Genomic DNA, 22,254 nt, shown 5'->3' with positions numbered 1-22,254 from the left:
AGGCTTTATTCGCTTGTCGCAAATGCTGTAAGTGCGTCACCACTGAGTCGATAGCCTATCCACTCGCTCATGGCCACGGCCCCACAGGCTTCATAGAACTTGATTGACGGTTCGTTCCAGTCCAGTACGTTCCACTCGAACCTGCCACAGCCTTCAGCGACCGCCTGCTTTGCCAGGTGTTGCAGCAATGCCTTGCCCGCGCCATGGCCGCGGTACTCAGGGGAGACATACAAGTCCTCCAGGAAAATGCCGTACTTACCCAGCCAGGTTGAGAAATTGTAGAAGTAAATCGCAAACCCTACTGGCTGCGCGTCAATTTCGCTGATCAAGCCGTGGGCCAGAGGCTTGGCACCAAACAGTGCCTCGCGCAGGCCAGCCTCGTCTGTAGCGACTTCTTCCAGCGCTTTCTCGTAAATCGCCAATTCCCGGACAAAGCGGTAAATGAGGCCGCTGTCTTCGGGCTTTGCAGGGCGGATTTGGATGTTAGCCATGGGTTATTCCTCGGGTTTGGGATGGTGTGCAAGCGTATTCTGACCGCTTTACATGTGCAGAGCGGGGCTATAGGCTCGTTCTCTCCTGTGCGGTAGTAAGTAAATGCAGGCTGACACTATAAATCAAAATGTGCCGGAGTCCGGCGCACAAAGCTTAGGGATAGATATGAATATCAACAAATTGTTTGCCGCTGGATTTGCGGCTGTTCTCGCAGTATCCATTTCCGCGTGCAGTAAAGAAGACGTTGAATCCGCAACTTCCTCTGTTCAAGAAGCTGCTGATACTGTTGTCGAATCTGCCTCTGATGCTGTCGATGCTGTAGAAGAAGCTGCCGACGACGCAGTAGAAGCTACCGGAGAGGCAATGTCCGATGCTGGTGACGCGATTGGCGATGCGGCCGAGGCGACTGGCGAAGCGATCGATGAAGCGGCGGACACCGCTCAGGCAATGGCTGAAGATGCTGTCGACGCAGCCGGTGACATGGCCGATGACGCGGCAGATGCCGTAGAAGGCGCCGCCAATGATGCCTCTGATGCAGCCTCCGATGCCGCTGATGAAGCGAGCAAGGCCATGGGCCAGGGCTAGGATGATCTGGGAGGCCCGCTTCCAGGGCCTCCATTCTCCCTCAGGGCTTGAACAACCCCAACAATGTTGCACTGACGGCTTTCACGCCGGTTTCAATCGCGGGCGCCGCGTCTGGCGCAAATTTGGCTGAATGCAGGCTCGGGAGTGAGTGCTCACCGCGTTCTGATGCCGCGTAATCTGTCGGCTTTACTGCTCCCAGCCACATAAGGCTGCCGGGAATTTTGTGTTCGGTGCGGCCGTAGCGTGAGAAATCCTCCCCGCCCATCACAGGGCTTGTTTCCACGACAGCATCTTCGCCCAGGCTCCGCTCCAATAGCGGCGCAATTTTGGCGACCAGCGCCGGGTTGTTGTAAACGGCTGGCGTGTATTCATCTTTTACTTCCACCACTGGTAGACGATCCTCGGGCATACCTGCAGTGCGCGCAACGCCCTGGCTTATTTCCTTTATTCGACGTAGCAAAAGAGCGCGAGACTTGTCGGAGTAGCTGCGCACGGTCAGTTGCAGTTTCACTTCGTCTGAGATGATGTTGTGTTTGGTACCGCCATGGATTGAACCCACAGTGACCACTGCCGAATCCAGTGGTGATAGTTCACGGCTGACGATGGTTTGCAGCGAGGTGACAATCTGGGCGGCCATAACCACGGGGTCTTTGGTTTTGTGTGGATAGGCGCCGTGGCCCCCTTGGCCGTAAACAGTCACATCCACCGAGTCGACGTTGGCCATAGCGAAACCGCTCACCCAGGCTATCTGGCCAGCGGGAAGGCTCGCGCTCACATGCAAGGTCATATTGTATTCAGGCCTGGGGAAGCGAGTGAACAGACCATCCTCCAGCATGGCCTTGGCGCCTTTGCCCACTTCTTCTGCGGGCTGACCTACGAGCATCAGCGTGCCCTGCCATTCGTCGCGCCGGGCGGCAAGTTGGCTGGCAACGCCAAGCAGTACCGTCATGTGGACGTCGTGACCACAGCCGTGCATGACTGGAACTTCATCACCCGAGGGGATAATGCCGGTGGCCTGGCTGGCGTAGGGCAACCCGGTCGCTTCGGGGATGGGGAGGCCATCCATGTCCGCTCTGAACATAAGGGTTGGGCCGCTGCCGTTCTCGAGTATCGCGACGATGCCGTGGCCGCCGATGTCGGTGGTGACTTCGTATCCCAACTCTTTTAGTTCACGTGCCAGGTAGGCGGAGGTCTCCTTTTCCTGCAGCGATAGCTCAGGGTTCCGATGGAGATGATGGTAGTGGGTCAACAGTGCTTCGTTGCTCAATGGGGCGGCCTGCCCAGGCAGGGCTAAGGCAAAGCTGGACGCGATCAACGCGGTACGAAGGAGCTGCATAGGTGTATTCCGTCAGAATGTTAGAAACGCCAGGTGACCGACGCAAGGAAGTTTTGCCGACTTCCACCGGCGCCGATCTCGCCCATGACCGACCAACTGCGAGTGATGTCCCAGTTGAAGCCAAGCAGGTAGTTCCAGCGATCGGCTGTTTTCTGGGTGATTTCGAAATCGAGGGTGGTCTGGTCCCCGAGGCCGGGAATCCCGCTGGTGTCGAATTCCAGGCTGCCGGTGACATCCACGTCAGCCTTGAGATAACTGGCGCCGATGAAAACGGCTAGCGTGCCCATCTCCTCGACATCGCCGGTCACGCCAAAGCGTGGTGATATGAAGATGGTCTCGACCTTTTCCGGGAATATATTGACGTCGCTCCAGGTGTAGGTAAGAGGCAGGGTGACAAAGAAACGCTCCCAGCCCATAGCCAGGTTCATGCCCAGGCTGAAGCTCTCGCCATCGTAGTCCGGTTCGGCAGTGCCGCGAATGGTTCTCTGACAAGCAGCGGGTGCTAATATGCCGTCGCAATTAATGCCGATATATTCCAGCAGCCCGCGGCCTTCCACTTCGATGGGTATGTCGCCTTCGCCGCGCATCTTGCCATACACGGCATATAGATTCATGAAGGGGAAGACCCATGCGTCGAACTTGAGCTGGACATTGTTGTTGCTTGCCTCAGGAGTGTCGAAGGTAACAAAATCGATGTCTTCCCAAGGTTGGTCATTGAAGCGTATCGAGAGATCCGAGAGGCTGAGCTCCTGTACTATCCGGTTGGGTATTACCGCGAGGCCGAACGGTTTTGGCAGTTCGAAGCCGAGATCGATGACGTCCTGGGCAAAAAACGGCAGGGGGTGTTCCCAGATAGCAGGTTCGCCAGTTTTCTTGATCACCGGATTGCCCAGTTCCCGTTCCTCAAGGGAGGGATAGGTGCTGCTATTGCGGATGGGGCGCTCTTCGAATGTGGGTTCAGGAGATTCCTTCGACCAGAGAGGCTGGGCGAACATCGTTGCCAGGCAGAGAGCTGCTATTCTTCTAATGAATCTGGGCATATTGGCTAGGCGAAGTAGTGACTGACCAACAGAATAAATTAACAGGGCTGACAGGTATAGTTTCATGAAGTTGCAACAGTGGCGCGACACCGGCGAGTATTTCGAGCACGAAGGGCACCGAATCTTCTATCGAGTGGAGGGCGAGGGTGAGCCCTTGCTGCTTATCCACGGCTACCCCACCTCGAGTTGGGACTGGATCAAGATCTGGCCAGAACTGGTCGCGCGTTATCGCTGTATCACTCTGGACATGCTGGGTTTCGGTTACAGCGATAAACCCCAGCAACCGTACAGCCTTTATTTTCAGGCAGATCTTTATTGCCGCTTATTGGAGAGGCTGGGTGTCGGCGAGTGCCACGTTCTGGCACACGATTACGGTGACACTGTGGCCCAGGAACTGTTGGCGCGGCAAAACGAGGGTTCACTCGGTTTCCACATGAAAACGCTCAACCTGCTCAACGGAGGGCTTTTCCCCGAAACGCATCACGCTGTGTTTATGCAGAAAGTGTTGCGTAGCCCGATCGGTGGATTGCTGGTCAAGTTAATGAAGCGAGGCACTCTTTCGAAGAATTTGAAAAAAGTATTTGGCCCTGACACTCCCCCTAGTGAGCAGGAAATTGATGAGTTCTGGGAACTGATCCAGTACAACGACGGGCACAAGGTCATGCATCGCCTTATTCACTACATTACCGAGCGTCGCGCCAACCGCGAACGTTGGGTGGGTGCACTGCAACAGGCGGAGATTCCTATTCGCCTTACGGACGGCGTGTTGGATCCCGTTTCGGGGGGGCATTTGGTGGACCGCTATGAAGCACTGATTCCCAACCCCGATACTGTCCGTCTTGAGGGGGTGGGACACTATCCTCAGGTGGAGGCGCCTGAAGCTGTGTTGGCATCCGTGTTGGAAAAAATTGAGCATTCGGGGGCATGAAAAAAAGGCCCCGTCATAGCTGACGAGGCCCTTGGTATCGCCTGATTTTCTATTGTCCGTAATAGTTCAGCACTAGGCTCTTTCTGATAGCTGGCCTTACTTCGGTTAACCCTGTTCCTTATGGCGCAGGGAGTCAATCCACTGTCGTTCTTGATCACATCTTCTACCCCTTTTAGCCCATATATTGCTCGCATGGCAGCGATTCTGCTGTTAACCAAAAAGGAGGTAGGTTATGAAATCTGCAATAGCAGCATTCGGAATTACTGTAGCCGCATTGACGACTGGTTGTGCGAGCCACCCTGACAAGATTGACTCTGCTTATGTGTCCCCACTCAAATACCAAGGATACAGCTGCTCCCAGATCTCACAAGAAATGGGCTATGTCGGTCAGCGAACGACAAAACTCTATAACCGGCTGAAATCGGAGCGAACAGCTGACAACTGGCAAATGGGAGTTGGTTTGGTTCTATTCTGGCCGGCACTATTTGCTTTAGAGGGTGGAGATGGTCCTGAAGCAGGAGAGTATGCACAGCTAAAGGGTGATTACGAGTCCTTGCGTCAAAATTCGGTAGCAAAAAACTGCGGTATCGAATCGATGTCTCCAGAAGAGATAGTCCAAGGTGCAGACACAGTTGCGAAGAAAGAAGCTCGCCAAGACGTTCGTGATTCTGGAGCAAAGCACCGCAAAGACGTAAAGGCGCTTGCTCAGGGTATGGAGTGTCAAGAAGCAGTTTCATTGCTGGAAGTTACTGCAGAAAGTGAGGTTTGGCAGTTGGCATGTGGTGATGAAGAGACACTAACAGTTCGCTGTTTCGACAGCGAATGCTATGTGAAACAGTCGTAGTCATATTGAAGAATATAGGCTTGTGAGAAGAGGCCTCTATTGGCTCTGTGTCGAGCCTTACATCAAAAATTTCTTTTTTTAAGGAGTAAAAATGAATAAAGGTATTCTTGGGTTACTTTCTGGGCTTCTTGGATGCGCGGCTATTGCCAGCTTCTCTCCAATGGCCTCAGCAGATGTGGTAGCTATGAGTGGGCATATATGTAAAGGATTCGCGCCTCACAATCAGGATCGGTATTTGAGATTCAAAGATGGGGGAATCCAAAATGTATCTTATGACAAGGAAATTAAAGTGTCGTGTCCCATTCAAACCGATATGACAGCGCCTACGTTCAATCTCATCGTAAGGCCGACTAATGCAGCCAATTTTAGCCAAACAATCTACTGCGATCTGCGTGAGTTAGATAAAGGAGACTGGGTTCAGCGCAATGTTCGTAAGAGTAAGAGCTTTCCACCAGGAATCTCGAATTCGCTGGAATGGATGGGGCTTCGTCGATCTAATTCAGCTAACAGATTCGACCTTGTATGTACCATGCCACCCCGGACGACTATCGGCCTCATTGCTATGGAGTAATGAACATGAATTACTTGAAATACTTCTGTGTAGCCGTTGCTTGTTCGGTGACCTCCGCCTGGCTAGCGGTTGGGCTGGTTGGCGGGGAGAGCGATGCTCCCTCGATACCAGCAGACTCTATTCTCGAACGAGTGCACAGCAATGCCGAAGCTATACGAGATCTCGAGACTCGCCTCTCTCTGCCTGTGGCCAACAATAATATTGTAGAGCCCTCTGTTCCTGCCGCGCTTGACATTGATTCTCTCGAATCGAGGTTGGTAGGGTTGGAGAATGTGGTTCAGGCATTGTCTGTCGACGTAGTGCGTGTTGATTCCGTTGAGGGCAACGGCATCGGCGTTTTGGCTGAGCATTTTTCCTCAAGTCTCGACAATAGTTACCATGCGGGTTACGAGGCAGAGGAAAGGTTTGCGTCAGCAAGCGGGGGGGGGATTACGGGTATACAGAGTCTATCCACGAGACTTTTGAATCAACAGAGTTAGATGTAACGCTGGATGATGTTTATTGCAAGGGCTCTGTTTGTAAGGTCACGTACCAGCAGGAAACCTCGGATTCTATGATACAAAGTAACCGAGGCGGGCGAATACTGAATGAGATTTCGCAGAACATGCCGGATGAAAACCTTGATGTACGCTTTGTTCGTGATGGATTTGGCTCCACTACGATTTATCTGGAGGTTCAGTAGCTGGGCTAGAGCAGAAAATAGAAGGGTCCCGTCATAATAGACGAGGCCTTCTTAATTCATGGTCCCCGGAGACTGAATCGAGCTAATGCCACGGAGGTTTTCAATTTTTCTGGCCAATTTAAATACTATTGAAAATCAGCTAATTAAGCTGATTGCCCGAGTATCACTGTAACCGAGTAGCACTGAATAATTGATTGAATGATTTGATGTTGTCACTATTTGGGAACGTCCGCTTTCGTCCACAAAGCTGCCCTTCACATTGAAAAGGATTTTCGATGCACACTGACTCTTTCACCGACCCCACCTTTTACGCAAGCGACAGAGAGGCCTGCTTAGATGGATGAAACCAAACAGAAGATTGCACTGTTCATTGATGCAGACAACGCGCCTGCTAGCAAGTTTGAAGATGTTCTTAGTGAGGTTGCGAAGTACGGTGTCGTAACAATAAGAAAGGCGTATGGGAATTGGAAAAAATCATCGATCAAGGGCTGGGAAGATCTATTGCATGAGTACGCTATCCAACCTGTACAACAGTATGATCTTTCAAAAGGCAAGAATGCATCAGATATCGCACTCGTGATTGATGCGATGGATGTAATGTATACAAAGAATATTGACGTAATGTGCTTCGTCTCTTCTGATTGTGACTTCACCCCAATGGTCACTCGTGCATTAGCTGAGGGTAAGGTAGTTCTCGGTTTTGGTGAGAGAAAAGCCCCAGCACCATTTGTTAATGCGTGCTCCAAGTTTTTGTTCCTTGATCAGGAATCAAAAAGTGGCGAGACAAAGACCACGAAAACGAAAAGCATCAAATCCGACACGAAGCTAATAAATCTATTGCGCCAGGCAATTGAAGCGACGGAGGATGAGAACGGTTGGGCGGCCCTAGGTCCTGTCGGTTCACATATATCCAACAAGACCTCTTTCGATACTAGAAACTACGGTTACAAAAACTTGAGTACTCTAGTTAAGGCCATAGACCTGTTTGAGTTAAAGCGAGGCCCAGGTAACTCCTATCTGGTTAAAAATGTACGGCGAAAGAAAACAACATAGTAAGTCCAGTCAAGGATTTCTCCGCACTCGGTGCCTCGGCGTTAACGTGCGTCCGCTTTTGGCCCCTTAGCTGCCCTGGGTAGCCTGTGATACATTGCAGGCTGCAAACGTCCACAAAGCGGACATTCACAAATATCGGCGCAAGGAAGCATGTCGAACAGCCCAGTCACTGTTAGTAGTAACCTATTTCTTGGAATATCAGTCATTGGTGCGCTGATTCTTACCGTACTGTTGCGTGCAGCAAGGCCAGAGTACTTCACTACTGGCTTCTTCATCACTTCGTGGGTCGGGTGGTGGTTCTGGATATACCTTGTGGCCTCGTATGTAACGAGGGAGCCAATGCGCATCTATTTATCGTCACTCGTACATCCAGGCCACAGGTTACTTAGAAATCTGCTGTTGTTCGTCATGTCGGGCATATGGCTGACCATTGTGATGAGCGTCTGGCTTCGTAGTTTCGAGCCAGCATACAATGTCGGGTAATGGCCCCAATGTTGTCTAGTCGAAACCTTAGTTACATTCTTGCCGCTATCGCTTGGGCAGGAGTGATGGCGCTGCTCTGGAGTTACTCCTCAAATGTGCCCACTACACGGTTTTTGGGTGTTAGCCTGGCCCTCATTTACTTAATAGCCATATTGAGATCTTTTGCGCTCAGGGAGCCGTTTTATATCTACATCAAGAGACTGGAACACCCAGATGATAAGCTTGAAAGGTCAATTTGGGCATTTCTCGTCATCGCCCTTATGATTTGGATCGTTCTCGCTTGGTGAATGGCAGCTCTTGGCCCCAAAGCGGACAATATGTCCCCATGGACACTTTTGAAGCCTGTGGCGAAAATCCCGATTTAGAATTACCCTCTATCTGCAGCGTCATTCATCACGCGCAAAAATAAAATGGACACACAGCCCAATGTTGCTCAGGCGATTTCAACAACATGTCTCCAGCCAGAATTGGACAGCCGTCGTCCTCGATTTCTTCGTTGTTGTTCTCGGCTTGTTTATGGGTCTGCAAATCGATGGATGGAACGAAAATCGAAAGGACGCGATCAGGGAGCGAGAATACCTCGAACAGCTGCAAACTGATTTCAACAGGAACATCGACATACTGACAATGATGGCAGAGCGGCATGAAGAGATGGCAGGAGACCTCATGTTCGCTATTGGTGCTGTCAAGTCTGAGGCTCTGGCGCCTGAAGATGAAGAGCGGTTCAAGTGGGCCGTGATGACGATGCAACAGGTGCCGCCGATGTCACTCAATATGGCGGGCTACCGGGCGCTTGTGGCGGCGGGCGATTTCTCTCTACTCAGTGACAGCGATCTTCGATCGTTACTGGTGTCTATTGAAGCTGAGATTGAGTTCGATCAAAACGCTTATTGGCGTAATCTGGGCGATAGCCTGGGTTTCAGCGATGAAGAAATGTTTGATATTTCGCGAACCGTCCCTCACCCCTCGGGCAAGGGGATTGCGATAGAGGTAGATTTCGGAGCCATTCTGGACACCCGCGGGGCGCTGGGTGTGCTTGCCAATGCCCGGAGGACGCATTCCCAAATTGCACAAAACCGGCGTCAGTTGCGAGAGCTTTTTGTCGAAGCGAATAGTGTGATCGGGGAGTCGCTATCCCGGTGACAGGACGGTGGTCAAAATTTCCAGCGCTGTAAATAAAAAGGCCCCGTCATTACTGACGAGGCCTTTTCTAAATATGGTGCCCGGAGACAGAATCGAACTGCCGACACGGGGATTTTCAATCCCCTGCTCTACCAACTGAGCTATCCGGGCCAAGTCGCGGAACGCGAGAGGCGCGTATTAAACCTGTATGACTTGCTGGAGTCAAGAGTCATTCTGAGGGGGGTACATAGCCCTCTGCGAGGTCGTATTCGTCGCCGGCAAAGAACTTGTCCATTTCCTGCTGGAGGTACTTACGGGCTTCGGGGTCGACCAGCGATAGGTGTTTTTCGTTGATCAGCATGGTCTGGTGCGCCTGCCAGTCCTGCCAGGCTTTCCTGGAGACGGATTCGAAAATTTCCTGACCCTTCGGGCCGGGGTAAGGTGGCGCGTCCAGACCTTCCAGTTCTTCCTGGTATTTCTTGCAGAATACAGTGCGAGACATGGCTTACTCCTCAACAGCTAATTGTTGCAGCAGCCCGACAACGGGAGCCGCGAGCCCAATCTGGGGCGGATGGCGCACGTTATACCAGAGCTGTCGGTTGGCTTCCATCACTGCGCTCGGCGCGGTGCCGAGTTCAACCAGTATTGGCTCGATGTCCAGATGATAATGGCTGAAGGTGTGGCGAAAGACGGGCCACGTCTCCGCTGAGGCGGGATTCTGGCCGGTGAGGTCGCAACTGGCTGCCACTGGATCCAGGTCTGGCGCTTCCGGAAAGCACCAGAGCCCCCCCCAGATACCGGGCGCGGGGCGTTTTTCCAGCCAGAGGTCGCCCGAGTTGTCGCGGATCATGAGGAAACGGGTCGTTCTTACCGGGAGTGTTTTTTTCGGTTTTTTCCCCGGGAAATCCGCCTGTCGACCCTGCTCATGAGCCTGACAATCGTGTTGCAGTGGGCAATCTTGGCAGCGGGGCTTGCTGCGCGTGCATAGCGTGGCCCCCAGGTCCATGATCGCCTGGGTATAGTCGGCGCTTCGTGCATTCGGTGTGAATCCGTCGGCGATCTTCCACAATTTCTCGTGCACCGCCGTCTTTCCAGGCCAGCCCTCAACTGCGGCGTAGCGGGCGAGCACCCGTTTAACATTGCCGTCGAGAATGGTCGCTCGCTGGCCGTTGGCGATGCTGACAATCGCGCCTGCAGTAGAGCGCCCAATCCCGGGTAGTTGCTCCAGGCCCTCCACCGAGCTGGGGAAGTCGCCGTCCAGTTCCTGTGCAACTTTCTTTGCCGCCTTGTGAAGATTGCGGGCGCGAGCGTAGTAGCCCAACCCCGTCCACAGGTGCAGGACCTCGTCTTCTGGCGCTGCTGCCAACTTCTCGACCGACGGGAAGGTTTCCATAAAGCGGTGAAAATAGGGAATCACCGTTTTGACCTGTGTCTGCTGCAGCATGATCTCTGAGACCCAGACCCGGTAGGGGGTGGTGTTCTCCTGCCAGGGGAGGTCATGACGGCCATATTGGTCGAACCAATCGAGGAGGCGGGTGGCGAAGTTTACTGTGGGCATGATGGCCGAAAGGGTACCGGGAGAGGGGTATTTCTGCCAGTGAATTCAAGGACTTGTTCCCTTATAATGGCGGCCGTTTCGGGGGCAGGCTCCGAAGAAACGCTTGGGAGAGGACCATGGCTGAGCGCAAGGCCGCTGTAGAACGCAACACACTAGAGACCCAGATCACCGCCGCGGTGAACCTGGACGGCACAGGTGTGGCCAAACTGGATACCGGTATTCCGTTCCTCGAACACATGCTCGACCAGATTGCGCGCCACGGACTGATCGATCTTGAGATCGAAGCCAAGGGCGACCTGCACATCGATGATCACCACACGGTGGAAGACATTGGCATCACCCTGGGCCAGGCCTTCGCCCAAGCGGTTGGCGACAAGAAAGGGATCATGCGCTATGGCCATGCCTACTGCCCATTGGACGAAGCCTTGTCTCGCGTGGTGATCGATTTCTCCGGCAGGCCGGGAATTACCTTCAACGTCGAATTCACCCGCGCATCTGTGGGCGGCTTTGACGTGGACCTGTTCATGGAGTTTTTCCAGGGCTTTGTGAACCACGCTGCAGTCACTCTGCATGTGGACAACCTGCGCGGCGACAATACCCACCACCAGGCGGAGACGATCTTCAAGGCCTTCGGCCGCGCCATGCGTATGGCGCTGGCGGAAGACGCTCGTATGGCGGGCGTGACACCGTCCACCAAAGGTGTGCTCTGAGCCCATGAGTGGTGTTGTCGCGGTCATTGATTACGGCATGGGCAACCTGCACTCGGTAGCCAGTGCGCTTGAGCATGTGGGGGCAGAGAAGGTAGTGGTCACCCATGACGCCGAGCAGATTCGTCAGGCCGATCGCGTGGTGTTCCCTGGCGTGGGCGCAATGCGCGACTGTATGGCTGAAATCAGACGCCTGGAGTGCGACAGCCTGTTGGCCGATGCACTGGTGGAACAGCACAAGCCGGTGCTGGCGATCTGCGTGGGCATGCAAGCGTTGATGGCCCGTTCCGAGGAAAATGATGGCGTCGACTGCCTGAACCTCATCCCGGGGGATGTTCGTTATTTTGGCAACCCGCTGACGGGTGCCGCGGGCGAGCGCCTGAAGGTGCCTCATATGGGATGGAACAGTGTGCGCCAGACACGTGACCACCCGCTGTGGCACGGCATTGACGATGGCACGCGGTTCTATTTTGTCCACAGTTACTATGTACATGCGGAAGATCGTGCGCTGGTAGCAGGTGCACTCGACTATGGCGTGGCCGCAGACGCAGCGCTGGCGCGCGACAATCTGTTTGCCACCCAATTCCACCCGGAGAAGAGCCATACCGCGGGTCTCAAATTATTGAAAAATTTTCTGGCCTGGGACGGCCAGAGCTGAGGGAGCGGCAATGGGCCTGGCGAAACGTATTATTCCCTGTCTGGACGTCGAAAATGGCCGCGTGGTCAAGGGCGTCAACTTCGTTGATATCCGCGACGCCGGCGACCCGGTTGAGGTCGCTATTCGCTATAACGAACAGGGCGCTGACGAAATTACCTTTCTCGATATCACGGCGAGCCACGAGGGCCGGGACACCACTGTGCACACGGTGGAACAGATTGCCGAGAATGTTTTTATCCCGCTCACTGTGGGTGGTGGCATCCGCTCGGTGGACGACATCCGCACCATGCTCAACGCGGGTGCCGACAAGGTCAGTATCAACACGGCCGCCATTCACAACCCGGAACTGGTGCGTGAGTCTGCCGAGCGCTTCGGGTCTCAATGTATTGTTGTCGCGATCGACGCCAAGCGCGTTGACGATGTGGGCGGCGAACCGCGCTACGAGATTTTTACCCACGGTGGTCGCAAGCCTACAGGTATCGATGCGGTAGCATGGGCGCGCAAAATGGCTGAGCTTGGTGCCGGCGAAATCCTGCTTACCAGCATGGATCGCGACGGCACCAAAAATGGTTTCGAGCTGGGGGTCACGCGCGCTATTACTGACGCGGTGGAGATCCCGGTGGTTGCATCAGGTGGCGTTGGGAACCTCGACCACCTGGTTGAGGGCATCACGCTTGGCGGCGCCGACGCGGTGCTCGCGGCCAGCATTTTTCACTTTGGGGAATACAGCGTGCCCCAGGCCAAGGCCTATATGGCCGAGCGCGGCATCGACGTCAGGCTCTGAGGCCGGGTCGTACCTATTCTGAGGGGGCAGGCCGTCCGGCTCCGCCTCTTGCAAAACTTCGGATACCAGGGCCAGGGCGACTCCGCGGCAGGCCATAGCGGGTATCGCTTCGCGCAAAAAATCTGAGGTTTCCAGGTAGGGGTGGCCGATGCCCACCGCCAGGCCGCGCTCTTCAGCCAGCGCAAGCAATTTGTCGAAGTGTCTGCCGATAGCCTCGGCGTTGCGTTCATTGTCCAGGAACACTGTCCGGGACAGGTGGGGGACACTGAACTGTGCAGCGGTTTTTGCGGCCACGGTGTTGACGGTGGTGCGCGAATCCACAAAATACAGTTCGCGCATCAACAATTGCTGCATCACCCAGCCCATTTGCAGGGGCATTTCCGTGAGCTCTGAGCCCATGTGATTGTTGATGCCGCGCAGGTGGGGAATGTCTTCAATAGCTGCGCTCAGCGCGTGGTCAAATTCCTCTCGCGAGAGCGAGGCGGTCAGCCCCCCTTGTCCCAGCGCAATCCCGCCGTGATTGCTCATCGGGGCGTGCAACATGATTTCCTTACCGGCGGCGTATCCCGCCTCGGCCAGGTGGCGACCGTGCGGTGTGTGCGGCAGCACAGCCAGGTTCAGCTTGCCCGGTAGCTCGACCATCGCCATGCCGTTGCGCAGTTGATGGCCCAGGTCGTCGATGATCAATACTACGGTGGCGCGAGGATCGCGGGCGGCGAGAGAGGAGGGGGGTGGTTCCAGGCAGGCCTGGGTCCAGTGTTCAGCGGTGTGTGCGGGGTATGCCAGCAGCAAGCACAGCAGTGCTGGCAGAATTGTCAGCCGATCGGTCAGGATTCACCCTGCTCCGAGTCAGTTTCAGCGCTGTTGCGCTCGCGCATCCCGAGGATATTGATGCCTTTGAGCAGCGTCAGCGCCTCGTAAAGCTGGTTGTCTCGAGCCAGCAACTCATTGGCGGGCTTCTTCTCTTTCTTCTTCTGACCGTCACCGTTCGCATTGTTCAGGTGGCCGGATAAATCTGCTTCGGACACGCGACGAGAGTTGTCGTAGGCGGTTACCCGCGCTCTCTCGATTTCGATATCCGGTTCGATGCCCTCGGCCTGAATCGAGCGGCCGTTAGGGGTGAAGTAAAGCGCAGTGGTGAGCTTTACCGCGCGAGATTCAGAAATAGGCAGCACTGTTTGCACGGAACCTTTACCGAAACTGCGGGTACCCATGATGACAGCGCGGCTGTGGTCTTGCAGAGCACCAGCGACGATCTCCGAGGCGGAGGCTGAGCCGGCGTTGATCAGTACGACAAGTGGTGTCCCTGCGGTGGTGTCTGTGGCTTTGGCATCAAAGCTGTGGTCAGAGTTGGGCAGGCGACCCTCGGTATACACGACTGTGCCGCCGTCCATGAACAAACTCGCAACTTCAACGCTGGAACGGAGTACGCCGCCGGGGTTATTGCGCAGATCAAGCACGAGGCCTTTGAGTGGCTGTTCAGACATGAGTGTATCCAGCGACTTGGCTACGTCCTTGCCAGTAGCGCTCTGGAACTGGGCAATGCGAATGTATCCGAAGCCGGGTTCCAGCCAGCGCTGGCGCACACTTGCGACTTTGATGACGTCGCGAATCAGGGTGACTTCGAAGGGCTGGCTTTCTCCCGGACGTCCAATGCTCAGCTCGATATCCGTGCCCGCCGGGCCGCGCATAAGTTCGATGGCTTCCTGCAGGCTCATTCCTTTAACCGGTGCGGTGCCGAGTTTGAGGATGACATCGCCGCTTTGGAGGCCGGCTTCTGCGGCGGGCGAACCGTCGATGGGGGCGATTATCTTGACGTAGCCGTCTTCCATGCCGACTTCCAGGCCGAGGCCGGTGAATTCGCCGGTGGTGGCATCCTGGAGATCCTGGAAAGCGTCTTTGGTGAGGTACACCGAGTGTGGGTCCAGGCCCATAAGCATGCCCTGGATGGCGTATTCCAGCAGAGTACTGTCATCAATGTCTTCAACGTAGCCGACACGAATCTGGTTGTAGACGTCGGCAAATGTGCGCAGGTCCTCCAGCGGAAGCACCGCGTTTTCTTCCACGGCTGCCTGGGCGGGAAGCGCCAGGTGTGCGATGGCCGCTGAGCCAATCAGGATTTTGAATAATTTTGCGAAGGCCATTGATACCGCCAGTGGCTCCGGGGCCACGAATGCTCTTGGCTGGCTAGTGTAACCCATTGCCTGATCTTGTGGAGCCTAGCGGCGGCACCATTTAGCAGGGTTGGTGGGCTTGCCGTTCTGGCGAATTTCGAAGTACAGAGCCGGCCGCTCGAGGCCGCCACTGTCACCCAGGGTGCTGATGGTGGTGCCGGCCGTCACCCACTCACCGACCTCTCTGAGCAGAGTCTGATTGTGCGCGTACAGGCTCATGTACCCGTCGCCGTGGTCGATAATTAGCAGCAGCCCCATGCCGCGCAGCCAGTCGGCATAGACGACGCGACCGTGGTGAATCGCTTTGACTTCTGTACCGGCTTTGCCCGGAATTTTTACGCCCTGCCACGTCATCTTGCCCTGATTACGAGAGTTGCCGAAGCGGTGGCTGGCGCGACCGGACACGGGCCAGGGCATCTTGCCTTTGGCCTCTTTGAATGCCTGATAGTTGTCGGGCACTTCCAGATTGACCACCGCCTTCTCGATGGCTTCTATCAGCTGTTGCAGTTCTTTCTGGTCCTGTTCGAGCTGTTTAAGCTCGGCGCCCTTGTCGGCGATGCTGCTATTCAGCTGGGCAACGGCCTGTTGCCGGGTCTCCTGCGCCGCGGCGAGCCGCTGTTGCTGGCGTTGTAGGTTTGCGGATTGTTGCTCAAGTGAGGCGATGGCCTCGTCGATAAGCTTTTCGTTCGCCACCAGTTGTTCCAGAGTCTGGCGGTACTGCTCCAGCAATTCATTACGGGCACGGAAAAAATAACGGTAGTAGCCCATTGCCCGGGCCACTGTGTCGGGGCTCTCCTGGTTGAGCAGCACTTTAATCTGGCCTTGCTGGCCCATCTGCCAGGCGGTCCGCAGTTCAACCGCGATGTGCGATTGCTGTTCGGAAAGGGCGCTGCGCAGGCCTTTCTGTTCTTGTTGCAGGGTCGCCAGTTCGCTTTCCTGCTGGCGGATGTCGCTTCGGGTGGTGTCCAGGCTTTTCTGGATACTGGCCTGTTCAGTTTCCGCCTTTTTCAGCTGGCTCTGCAGCTTGCTGCGGCGGGAGCTGGCGGAACTAATCTCGCGATTGATACGCGAGATGTCAGTTTTGAGCTGCTTCATCTCAGCCCTGGCGCGCTCCTCGTCTGACTGCGCCCAACTGCTTGTGGCAATGACCAGCGCAAGGCCCAGCAGGCCGCTGTAGAGCAGAGTTATTGCGGCCGAAGGTTTCAGCGGGCGTCACTCGCCGCAGCGGAGGCCAGACTGCGACCAGACATCTGGGGTGGCTGGGGCTGGTCCATCAAGTCCAGCAGGGTGGGGGCAATATCGGCGAGAATGCCGCCCGCGCTGTCCAGTTTGAGGTCCCTCTGGCCAATGTAGATCAGCGGCACCCGTTCGGTGGTGTGCTGGGTATGGTTCTGGCCCGAATCGTAGTCGATCATTTGCTCGCAATTGCCGTGGTCGGCCGTGACCAGTGCCTGGCCACCCACGTCTACGAGGGCTGCCTCAACCTGACCCAGACAGTGGTCCAAGGTCTCCACGGCCTTGACCGCGGCGGCGAAATCGCCGGTATGTCCCACCATATCGCCATTGGCGTAGTTGCAGACGATAAGGTCATATTTGCCGGAACGGATGGCGGCCACCAACTTGTCAGTCACCTCGAAGGCACTCATCTCTGGCTTGAGGTCATAGGTGGCGACATCAGGTGAAGGGATCAATTCACGATCTTCGCCCGCGAACTTCTCTTCGCGGCCGCCACTGAAAAAGAATGTGACGTGGGCGTATTTTTCCGTTTCAGCGATGCGCAGTTGGGTCATGTCGCGCTGGGCGAGATAGTCACCCAGCACATTTTGCAGCGCTTCCGGGGGGAAGGCGGCAGGGGCATCGATATCGGCTGCATACTCTGTGGTCGTCACGAAGGCGGCCAGTTGCGGCACCACAGCGCGTTCGAAACCGGCAAAGTCAGCGTCGACAAAGGCGCGGGTCATTTGGCGGGCGCGGTCGGCGCGGAAATTCATAAACATAACGCAGTCGCCATCGACGATGGCGGCAGATTCCTCTCCCTCTGCGCGGATAACCGTCGGGAGCACGAATTCGTCGTTCTCGTCGCGCTCGTAGGCTGCGTTGAGAGCCTCTGCTGAGGAGGCGGCAGTGTGCTCTGCTACGCCCTCAGTCAGTAAGCGATACGCTGGCTCCATGCGGTCCCAGCGATTGTCCCGGTCCATGGCGTAGTAGCGACCAGTGACGCTGGCAACCCGGCCGCAGCCAATCTCTGCAAATACGGCGTCGGCCTTTTCCAGCGAGGGGCCGGCGCTGCGTGGTGGCGTGTCGCGGCCGTCCAGGAAGGCGTGCAGATACACTTTTTTCGCGCCGCGTTTGGCGGCCAATCGCGCGGCCGCGAAGATCTGCTCTTCGTGGCTGTGGACACCGCCGGGGGAGAGCAGGCCGAACAGGTGAACGGCGCCGTCGCCTGCGACGGCCTTGTCGATACCCGCAGTGAATACCGGGTTCTCATCGAAACTGCCGTCGGCGATGGCCTGGTCGATACGGGTGATGTTCTGGTAGATCACGCGGCCTGACCCCAGGCTCATGTGACCCACCTCGGAGTTGCCCATTTGGCCCTCAGGCAAACCGACATCCAGGCCAGACCCTGAGACCAGGGTATGCGGGGCCTCGCGCCACAGACGGTCCCATACCGGGGTATCGCCATGGGCGATCGCGTTGTCTTTGGTCTCTTCTCGATGGCCCCAGCCGTCGAGAATGATCAGTACAGTGGGCAGTTTCTGGGTATCGCTCATGGGTGGTCCGGCAACAAGATAATTGGAGCCGGGCATTTTACCCTGTCCGCCCGCTGTGCGCACCGCCGGGAGCCGCGTAGACGCTGGTTTTGCCAAGGATTACCGGGGCTGGTTGCAGCGGTGATGAAGCTGTATACTTGCGCCCTTTCGGCATTCCCCCGCAGGCCTTGTCCGGCGCGGGTTCCCAGCTCATTTATTGAAGTTAAGTCATGGCTCTATTTTTTGAATTTCTTGCCCAGCAGTGGATGTTGGTGGCGGCCCTGTTGGTTGTCATGGTCATGCTGTTCCTGCATGAAACCCGCAAATCGGGTACCTCGCTCTCGCCGCAGCAGGCTATCAATGTGGTGAACAGCGAAGAAGGTGTGTTTGTTGATTTGCGCGACACGGCAGAATTCCGCTCCGGCCATATTGTGGATGCGATGCATATCCCCACCACCAAGCTGATGAATAACACCGGCCTCCTTGAAAACTACCGAGACAAACCCATTGTATTGGTATGCAAGATGGGTCAATCCGCCGGCGCTGTGGGCAAGAAGCTCAACGCCGATGGCTTTGCCCGGGTCAATGTGATGACTGGCGGCATGATGGAATGGAAGAATCTTCAGTTACCCGTGGTCAACAACGGGTAACGTGGCATGAGCACTCAGGTGACCATGTACTCGACCCGGTTCTGCCCATACTGCATTCGCGCTCGCTTTCTGCTCGATAGCAAAAATGTGGCCTACACCGATATTGGCGTAGACGCAGAGCCCGGTTTACGGCGGGAAATGATGGAAAAGAGCGGCCGCCATACGGTGCCGCAAATCTGGATCGGCGAGCGCCACGTGGGTGGCTACGACGATCTGGCCCTGCTTGAGCGGCAGGGGAAGCTCGACGATTTACTTAAATTGGTGTCATAAGCGCCGTTTACAAATAAACCCAAGGAGGACGGCAACATGGCCGACGAACAGGTTCAACCCCAATTTCAGATGCAGCGCATCTACACCAAGGACATCTCTTTCGAGTCTCCTTCAACACCGGAAGTGTTCCGCAAGCAGTGGCAGCCAAAGGTCAGCGTTGATCTGAATACTAAAAGTGACAAGGTCGATGACGAAGGCAACTTTGAAGTTGTTCTCTCTATTACTGTCACGGCCAAAATCGAAGAAGAAACCGCGTTCCTGGCTGAAGTACAGCAGGCCGGTATTTTCAATATTCAGGGCTTCGAGGGCGAAGACCTGCGTCGTGTGATGGGCACCGCTGCGCCCAACATCCTGTTCCCTTACGCTCGCGAGACTATCGATACTCTGTGCGTGAAAGGCGGCTTCCCACCCGTGATGCTGGCGCCGGTCAACTTTGATGCCCTGTACCAGCAGGCGCTGGCCCAGGCTCAGCAGCAGGCTGGCGAAGGCGAGGCCCCGGCGGCTCACTAAGCGCCGGTGAAAGCGTGATGGAAAGGGGGCTGCGGCCCCCTTTTTTGTGGGCGCAGTTAAATGATGTCTAGCCTAGTGAGGGGAAGCCCAATTGCCGCAGTGCCTCATAGGTGACAATAGCCGCGGCGTTGCTCAGATTCAGGCTGCGGCTGTTTTCCCGCATCGGAATACGGATGCGTTGTTCTGCGGGGAGGTTGTCTCGAATGCTTGCCGGCAGGCCGCGGGTTTCCGGGCCGAATAGCAGGGCGTCGCCCTCCCGGTAGGTCACCTCGTGGTAGGGCGTTGAGCCTTTGGTGGTCATTCCCATCAGTCTCATTGCGGGGTGAGCCTCTTGCAGCGCATCCAAATCGGCGTAGGTGTTCACATCCGCAAATTCGCGGTAGTCCAGCCCCGCCCGGCGCAGTTTTTTCTCTTCCAGATCAAAACCCAGCGGTTCTATCAGGTGCAATGAACAGCCCGTGTTTGCACACAGGCGCATGATATTGCCGGTATTGGGCGGTATTTCAGGCTGGTAAAGGACGATGTGCAGCATGACCGCATACTACCTGCGGCCAGCTGCTCAGGCTACATCTGCAGGTCTTTCATCTTGCGGGTGAGGGTGTTTCGCCCCCAGCCCAGCAGCTCTGCAGCATCCCGTTTGCGGCCCTGAGAGTGCTGCAGCGCTACCTCAATCATCACTCGTTCGAAGGCAGGTGTCGCTTGCTGCAGGATATGATCCTTACCCTGGATCAATTCATTGCGAGCCCAGCGCTGCAGGAGATCCTTCCAGTCTGCCTCGCCGCGGTCAGTGGCCTGCGCCACTTCGTCCTTGCTCAATTCCGGGGGAAGGTCTGACAGGTGGACCTCACGACCGGAGGCCATCACCGTGATCCAACGGCATGTATTCTCCAGCTGGCGTACGTTGCCAGGCCAGTCCAGCGAACTCAGGTACTGTTCGGTTTCCGCCAGCAACACCTTGGTTTCTCCGCCAAGTTCCTCGGCGGCCTTGGTGAAAAAGTGTTGCATGAGGCGCGGGATATCCTCGCGGCGTTCTGCCAGCTTGGGAATGTGGATTCGGATGACGTTGAGGCGGTGGAACAGGTCCTCGCGAAAATCGCCCTTGCGCACCAGGGCTTCAAGATCCTGGTGTGTGGCGGCGATGATTCGTACGTCCACCTTTACCGGGGTGTGGCCACCTACGCGGTAGAACTCGCCGTCCGCCAGCACACGCAGCAGGCGGGTTTGCGTCTCGGCGGGCATATCGCCGATTTCGTCGAGGAACAGTGTGCCGCCGTTGGCCTGCTCAAACCGGCCCTCGCGTTTGTTGTTCGCCCCGGTGAAAGCGCCCTTCTCGTGGCCGAACAGCTCGGATTCCATCAGGTCGCGGGGGATGGCCGCCATGTTCAAGGCGATAAAGGGGTTGGTAGCGCGCGGGCTGTGGCGATGCAGCGCATGGGCAACCAGTTCCTTGCCGGTACCCGACTCGCCGTTGATCAATACGGTGATATTGCTGTGGGCGAGACGGCCGATGGCGCGGAACACCTCCTGCATCGCAGGCGCCTCACCAATGATTTCAGTTTGAGGCAGCTCTTCCGTCGGGGCGGGTTCGTGACTGGTCTCCCGCGCGTGCGCCAGGGCGCGCTCGGTAATGGCGACAACTTCGTCAAGATCGAAGGGCTTTGGCAGGTATTCGAATGCCCCCTGCTGGTAGGAGGCTACTGCGCTGTCCAGGTCTGAGTGGGCTGTTGTGATGATGACGGGCAGCTCGGGATGAGCGCTGTTGATGCGGCCCAGCAGTTCGATGCCATCGATACCTGGCATGCGGATATCACTGATGATGACCTCGGGTTGTTCGCTGGCCAGGCGGCTGAGTAGCTGGTCGCCGTCGACGAAGCTCTCGTTGTCGATGCCGGCTTGATTGAGGGCGCGTTCAAGGACCCAGCGTATCGAGCTGTCGTCGTCAACAACCCAGACTTTCGCCTGCTTATACATGTTTGGTTTCCATTGGTAGGTAAATGCTAAAACGTGTTGTGCCTGACTCGCTGGTGCACTCGAGCAGGCCGCCGTGTCGGGTGACAATAGACTGGGCGATGGTGAGTCCCAGGCCCGTGCCTTCGGCACGCCCGGTCACCATGGGCATGAAAATGGTGTGCAACATGTCCTCGGGAATCCCGGGACCGTTGTCGTCGATGTCCATCCGGCAAACCAGGCGATGGCGCGTTGTCCCGATTGTGAACTGTCGCTGCGGGCGGGTACGCAGTGTGATTACGCTGTCGTCTCTTCCTTCACAGGCCTGCAGGGCATTGCGGACAATGTTGAGCACGGCCTGGATCAACTGGCCCCGGTCGCCGTAGATGTCGGGCAGGCTGGGGTCGTAATCCCGAACAAATTCTACCCGGTTGTCGGCCTCGGCAATGATCAGGTTCCGCACATATTCGAAGACTTCGTGGATATTCAGGGCCTGGTTTTTCAGTTGCTGATTGGGGCCGAGTAGGCGGTCCACCAGGTCGCGCAAGCGATCTGCCTCGCGGATAATAATATTGGTGTATTCGGTCAAGCCATCATCGGGTAATTCCCGGGCTAACAACTGGGCTGCGCCGCGGACGCCCCCCAGAGGATTCTTGATCTCGTGGGCGAGGCCGCGAATCATTTCCTGGGTTGTCTCCTGGCTGTGAATCAGATTTTCGTCCCGACTGATTTTTAGCAGTCTGTCTACTGCTTGTAGTTCCAGCAGCAGGTCTACAGCGCCGCTACCGTCGCCTACCGGTGTCATGATCAGATCAGCTTGTAGCTCTCTGCCGCTGAGTAACTCCAGTGGCATGCTGCGGCGGGAGGTCGGGCTGCGGGTCGCGCGGACTTGTTGCAACGCCTCCAGCAGCGGCTCCGGGTTAGCCACGAGTTTGCCCATGGGCTGCCCCAAGGCGCGGCCCTCGGAAGATTCGAGCAAATCCTGGCACGAGCTGTTGAGCGAGACCACTCTCATCTCCCCGTCCAGGGCGATGATTGAGGTGCTGAGATTGTCGAGTATGTCTTGGGTGGCTTGCATTCCGCATCCTGGCCCGGCTCGCCCAAATTTGC

General features: G+C 56.1%; 24 protein-coding genes, 1 tRNA gene and 1 pseudogene. 13 read left to right on the top strand and 13 right to left on the bottom strand.

Going from position 1 to position 22,254, the window contains the following annotated elements; translation table 11 throughout:
- Positions 1-5: 5 nt before the first annotated feature.
- Complete coding sequence (locus EY643_RS18960) at positions 6-491, bottom strand: GNAT family N-acetyltransferase (RefSeq protein WP_153240726.1); 486 nt, start codon at positions 489-491, stop codon at positions 6-8.
- A 166-nt stretch (positions 492-657) separates the two neighbouring features.
- On the opposite strand from EY643_RS18960, the gene EY643_RS18955 reads away from it, so the two are divergent.
- Positions 658-1,077, top strand: a complete 420-nt coding sequence (locus tag EY643_RS18955) for a hypothetical protein (protein WP_153240725.1) — start codon at positions 658-660, stop codon at positions 1,075-1,077.
- Between the two features lie 40 nt (positions 1,078-1,117).
- On the opposite strand, the gene EY643_RS18950 is transcribed toward EY643_RS18955, so the two are convergent.
- Complete coding sequence (locus EY643_RS18950) at positions 1,118-2,413, bottom strand: M20 metallopeptidase family protein (protein WP_153240724.1); 1,296 nt, start codon at positions 2,411-2,413, stop codon at positions 1,118-1,120.
- Between the two features lie 20 nt (positions 2,414-2,433).
- Positions 2,434-3,453, bottom strand: coding sequence for a hypothetical protein (locus tag EY643_RS18945; protein WP_153240723.1), 1,020 nt, complete (start codon positions 3,451-3,453; stop codon positions 2,434-2,436).
- A gap of 64 nt (positions 3,454-3,517) precedes the next feature.
- Here EY643_RS18945 and EY643_RS18940 point away from each other — a divergent pair, with 64 nt between their 5' ends.
- The 6 genes from EY643_RS18940 to EY643_RS18915 all read left to right on the top strand — a co-directional run bounded on the left by EY643_RS18940 (position 3,518) and on the right by EY643_RS18915 (position 9,157).
- A complete protein-coding gene (locus tag EY643_RS18940; RefSeq protein ID WP_153240722.1) occupies positions 3,518-4,381 on the top strand; it encodes an alpha/beta fold hydrolase in 864 nt (287 codons plus the stop codon).
- A 232-nt stretch (positions 4,382-4,613) separates the two neighbouring features.
- Positions 4,614-5,225, top strand: a complete 612-nt coding sequence (locus EY643_RS18935; protein WP_205743104.1) for a hypothetical protein — start codon at positions 4,614-4,616, stop codon at positions 5,223-5,225.
- Positions 5,226-5,316: 91 nt separating this feature from the next.
- Positions 5,317-5,796 (top strand): hypothetical protein, encoded by a 480-nt coding sequence (locus EY643_RS18930; protein WP_153240721.1) that lies wholly within the window; start codon positions 5,317-5,319, stop codon positions 5,794-5,796.
- Positions 5,797-5,801: 5 nt separating this feature from the next.
- Positions 5,802-6,275 (top strand): hypothetical protein, encoded by a 474-nt coding sequence (locus tag EY643_RS18925; protein ID WP_153240720.1) that lies wholly within the window; start codon positions 5,802-5,804, stop codon positions 6,273-6,275.
- Positions 6,276-6,814: 539 nt separating this feature from the next.
- Entirely contained in the window at positions 6,815-7,531 is a 717-nt protein-coding gene (locus tag EY643_RS18920) for an NYN domain-containing protein (RefSeq protein ID WP_153240719.1), read from the top strand.
- A gap of 909 nt (positions 7,532-8,440) precedes the next feature.
- Positions 8,441-9,157, top strand: coding sequence for a hypothetical protein (locus EY643_RS18915; protein WP_153240718.1), 717 nt, complete (start codon positions 8,441-8,443; stop codon positions 9,155-9,157).
- A gap of 74 nt (positions 9,158-9,231) precedes the next feature.
- Here the strand turns inward: EY643_RS18915 and EY643_RS18910 are convergent.
- From EY643_RS18910 to mutY, 3 genes are all read right to left on the bottom strand, one after another.
- A tRNA-Phe gene (locus tag EY643_RS18910) sits at positions 9,232-9,307 on the bottom strand.
- Positions 9,308-9,365: 58 nt separating this feature from the next.
- A complete protein-coding gene (locus EY643_RS18905) occupies positions 9,366-9,638 on the bottom strand; it encodes an oxidative damage protection protein (protein WP_153240717.1) in 273 nt (90 codons plus the stop codon).
- 3 nt (positions 9,639-9,641) lie between these two features.
- Positions 9,642-10,694 carry an A/G-specific adenine glycosylase gene (gene mutY / locus EY643_RS18900; protein WP_153240716.1) on the bottom strand — a complete coding sequence of 351 codons (1,053 nt, stop codon included), beginning with the start codon at positions 10,692-10,694 and terminating at the stop codon, positions 9,642-9,644.
- A gap of 116 nt (positions 10,695-10,810) precedes the next feature.
- On the opposite strand from mutY, the gene hisB reads away from it, so the two are divergent.
- Genes hisB through hisF form a run of 3 tightly spaced genes read left to right on the top strand, consistent with a single transcriptional unit; the run spans position 10,811 to position 12,843 of the window.
- The gene (gene hisB, locus EY643_RS18895) at positions 10,811-11,404 is read left to right on the top strand and encodes an imidazoleglycerol-phosphate dehydratase HisB (protein WP_153240715.1); all 594 of its coding nucleotides are present in this window, start codon (positions 10,811-10,813) and stop codon (positions 11,402-11,404) included.
- Between the two features lie 4 nt (positions 11,405-11,408).
- Positions 11,409-12,059 (top strand): imidazole glycerol phosphate synthase subunit HisH, encoded by a 651-nt coding sequence (gene hisH / locus EY643_RS18890; protein WP_153240714.1) that lies wholly within the window; start codon positions 11,409-11,411, stop codon positions 12,057-12,059.
- Between the two features lie 10 nt (positions 12,060-12,069).
- The gene (hisF, locus tag EY643_RS18885) at positions 12,070-12,843 is read left to right on the top strand and encodes an imidazole glycerol phosphate synthase subunit HisF (protein WP_153240713.1); all 774 of its coding nucleotides are present in this window, start codon (positions 12,070-12,072) and stop codon (positions 12,841-12,843) included.
- Positions 12,844-12,957: 114 nt separating this feature from the next.
- Here hisF and EY643_RS19835 read toward each other — a convergent pair.
- The 4 genes and pseudogenes from EY643_RS19835 to gpmI all read right to left on the bottom strand — a co-directional run.
- Positions 12,958-13,485, bottom strand: a pseudogene (locus EY643_RS19835) (divergent polysaccharide deacetylase family protein); the annotation flags it as partial.
- Between the two features lie 185 nt (positions 13,486-13,670).
- Entirely contained in the window at positions 13,671-14,987 is a 1,317-nt protein-coding gene (locus EY643_RS18875) for a S41 family peptidase (protein ID WP_153241128.1), read from the bottom strand.
- A 75-nt stretch (positions 14,988-15,062) separates the two neighbouring features.
- Complete coding sequence (locus EY643_RS18870; protein ID WP_153240711.1) at positions 15,063-16,112, bottom strand: murein hydrolase activator EnvC family protein; 1,050 nt, start codon at positions 16,110-16,112, stop codon at positions 15,063-15,065.
- Between the two features lie 107 nt (positions 16,113-16,219).
- A complete protein-coding gene (gpmI, locus tag EY643_RS18865; RefSeq protein WP_153240710.1) occupies positions 16,220-17,788 on the bottom strand; it encodes a 2,3-bisphosphoglycerate-independent phosphoglycerate mutase in 1,569 nt (522 codons plus the stop codon).
- A 209-nt stretch (positions 17,789-17,997) separates the two neighbouring features.
- Here gpmI and EY643_RS18860 point away from each other — a divergent pair, with 209 nt between their 5' ends.
- From EY643_RS18860 to secB, 3 genes are read left to right on the top strand one after another with little or no spacing between them, the layout of a single operon-like run.
- A complete protein-coding gene (locus tag EY643_RS18860; protein WP_153240709.1) occupies positions 17,998-18,417 on the top strand; it encodes a rhodanese-like domain-containing protein in 420 nt (139 codons plus the stop codon).
- Positions 18,418-18,423: 6 nt separating this feature from the next.
- Positions 18,424-18,687: a glutaredoxin 3 gene (grxC, locus tag EY643_RS18855; RefSeq protein ID WP_153240708.1), complete on the top strand. Its 264-nt coding sequence runs from the start codon at positions 18,424-18,426 to the stop codon at positions 18,685-18,687.
- Between the two features lie 36 nt (positions 18,688-18,723).
- The gene (gene secB / locus EY643_RS18850) at positions 18,724-19,197 is read left to right on the top strand and encodes a protein-export chaperone SecB (RefSeq protein ID WP_153240707.1); all 474 of its coding nucleotides are present in this window, start codon (positions 18,724-18,726) and stop codon (positions 19,195-19,197) included.
- Between the two features lie 67 nt (positions 19,198-19,264).
- On the opposite strand, the gene trmL is transcribed toward secB, so the two are convergent.
- The 3 genes from trmL to glnL are packed head-to-tail and all read right to left on the bottom strand — an operon-like array spanning position 19,265 to position 22,222.
- Positions 19,265-19,729: a tRNA (uridine(34)/cytosine(34)/5-carboxymethylaminomethyluridine(34)-2'-O)-methyltransferase TrmL gene (gene trmL, locus EY643_RS18845; protein ID WP_153240706.1), complete on the bottom strand. Its 465-nt coding sequence runs from the start codon at positions 19,727-19,729 to the stop codon at positions 19,265-19,267.
- 32 nt (positions 19,730-19,761) lie between these two features.
- Entirely contained in the window at positions 19,762-21,168 is a 1,407-nt protein-coding gene (gene ntrC / locus EY643_RS18840) for a nitrogen regulation protein NR(I) (protein ID WP_153240705.1), read from the bottom strand.
- Positions 21,161-22,222 carry a nitrogen regulation protein NR(II) gene (glnL, locus tag EY643_RS18835; protein ID WP_153240704.1) on the bottom strand — a complete coding sequence of 354 codons (1,062 nt, stop codon included), beginning with the start codon at positions 22,220-22,222 and terminating at the stop codon, positions 21,161-21,163. Before glnL ends, ntrC begins: the two co-directional genes overlap by 8 nt.
- Positions 22,223-22,254: the final 32 nt, after the last annotated feature.

This window comes from Halioglobus maricola (assembly GCF_009388985.1).
GTDB classification, from domain to species: domain Bacteria; phylum Pseudomonadota; class Gammaproteobacteria; order Pseudomonadales; family Halieaceae; genus Halioglobus; species Halioglobus maricola.
Note: the sequence above shows the minus strand (reverse complement) of the source record. Positions and strands in the feature narration are given on the sequence as shown.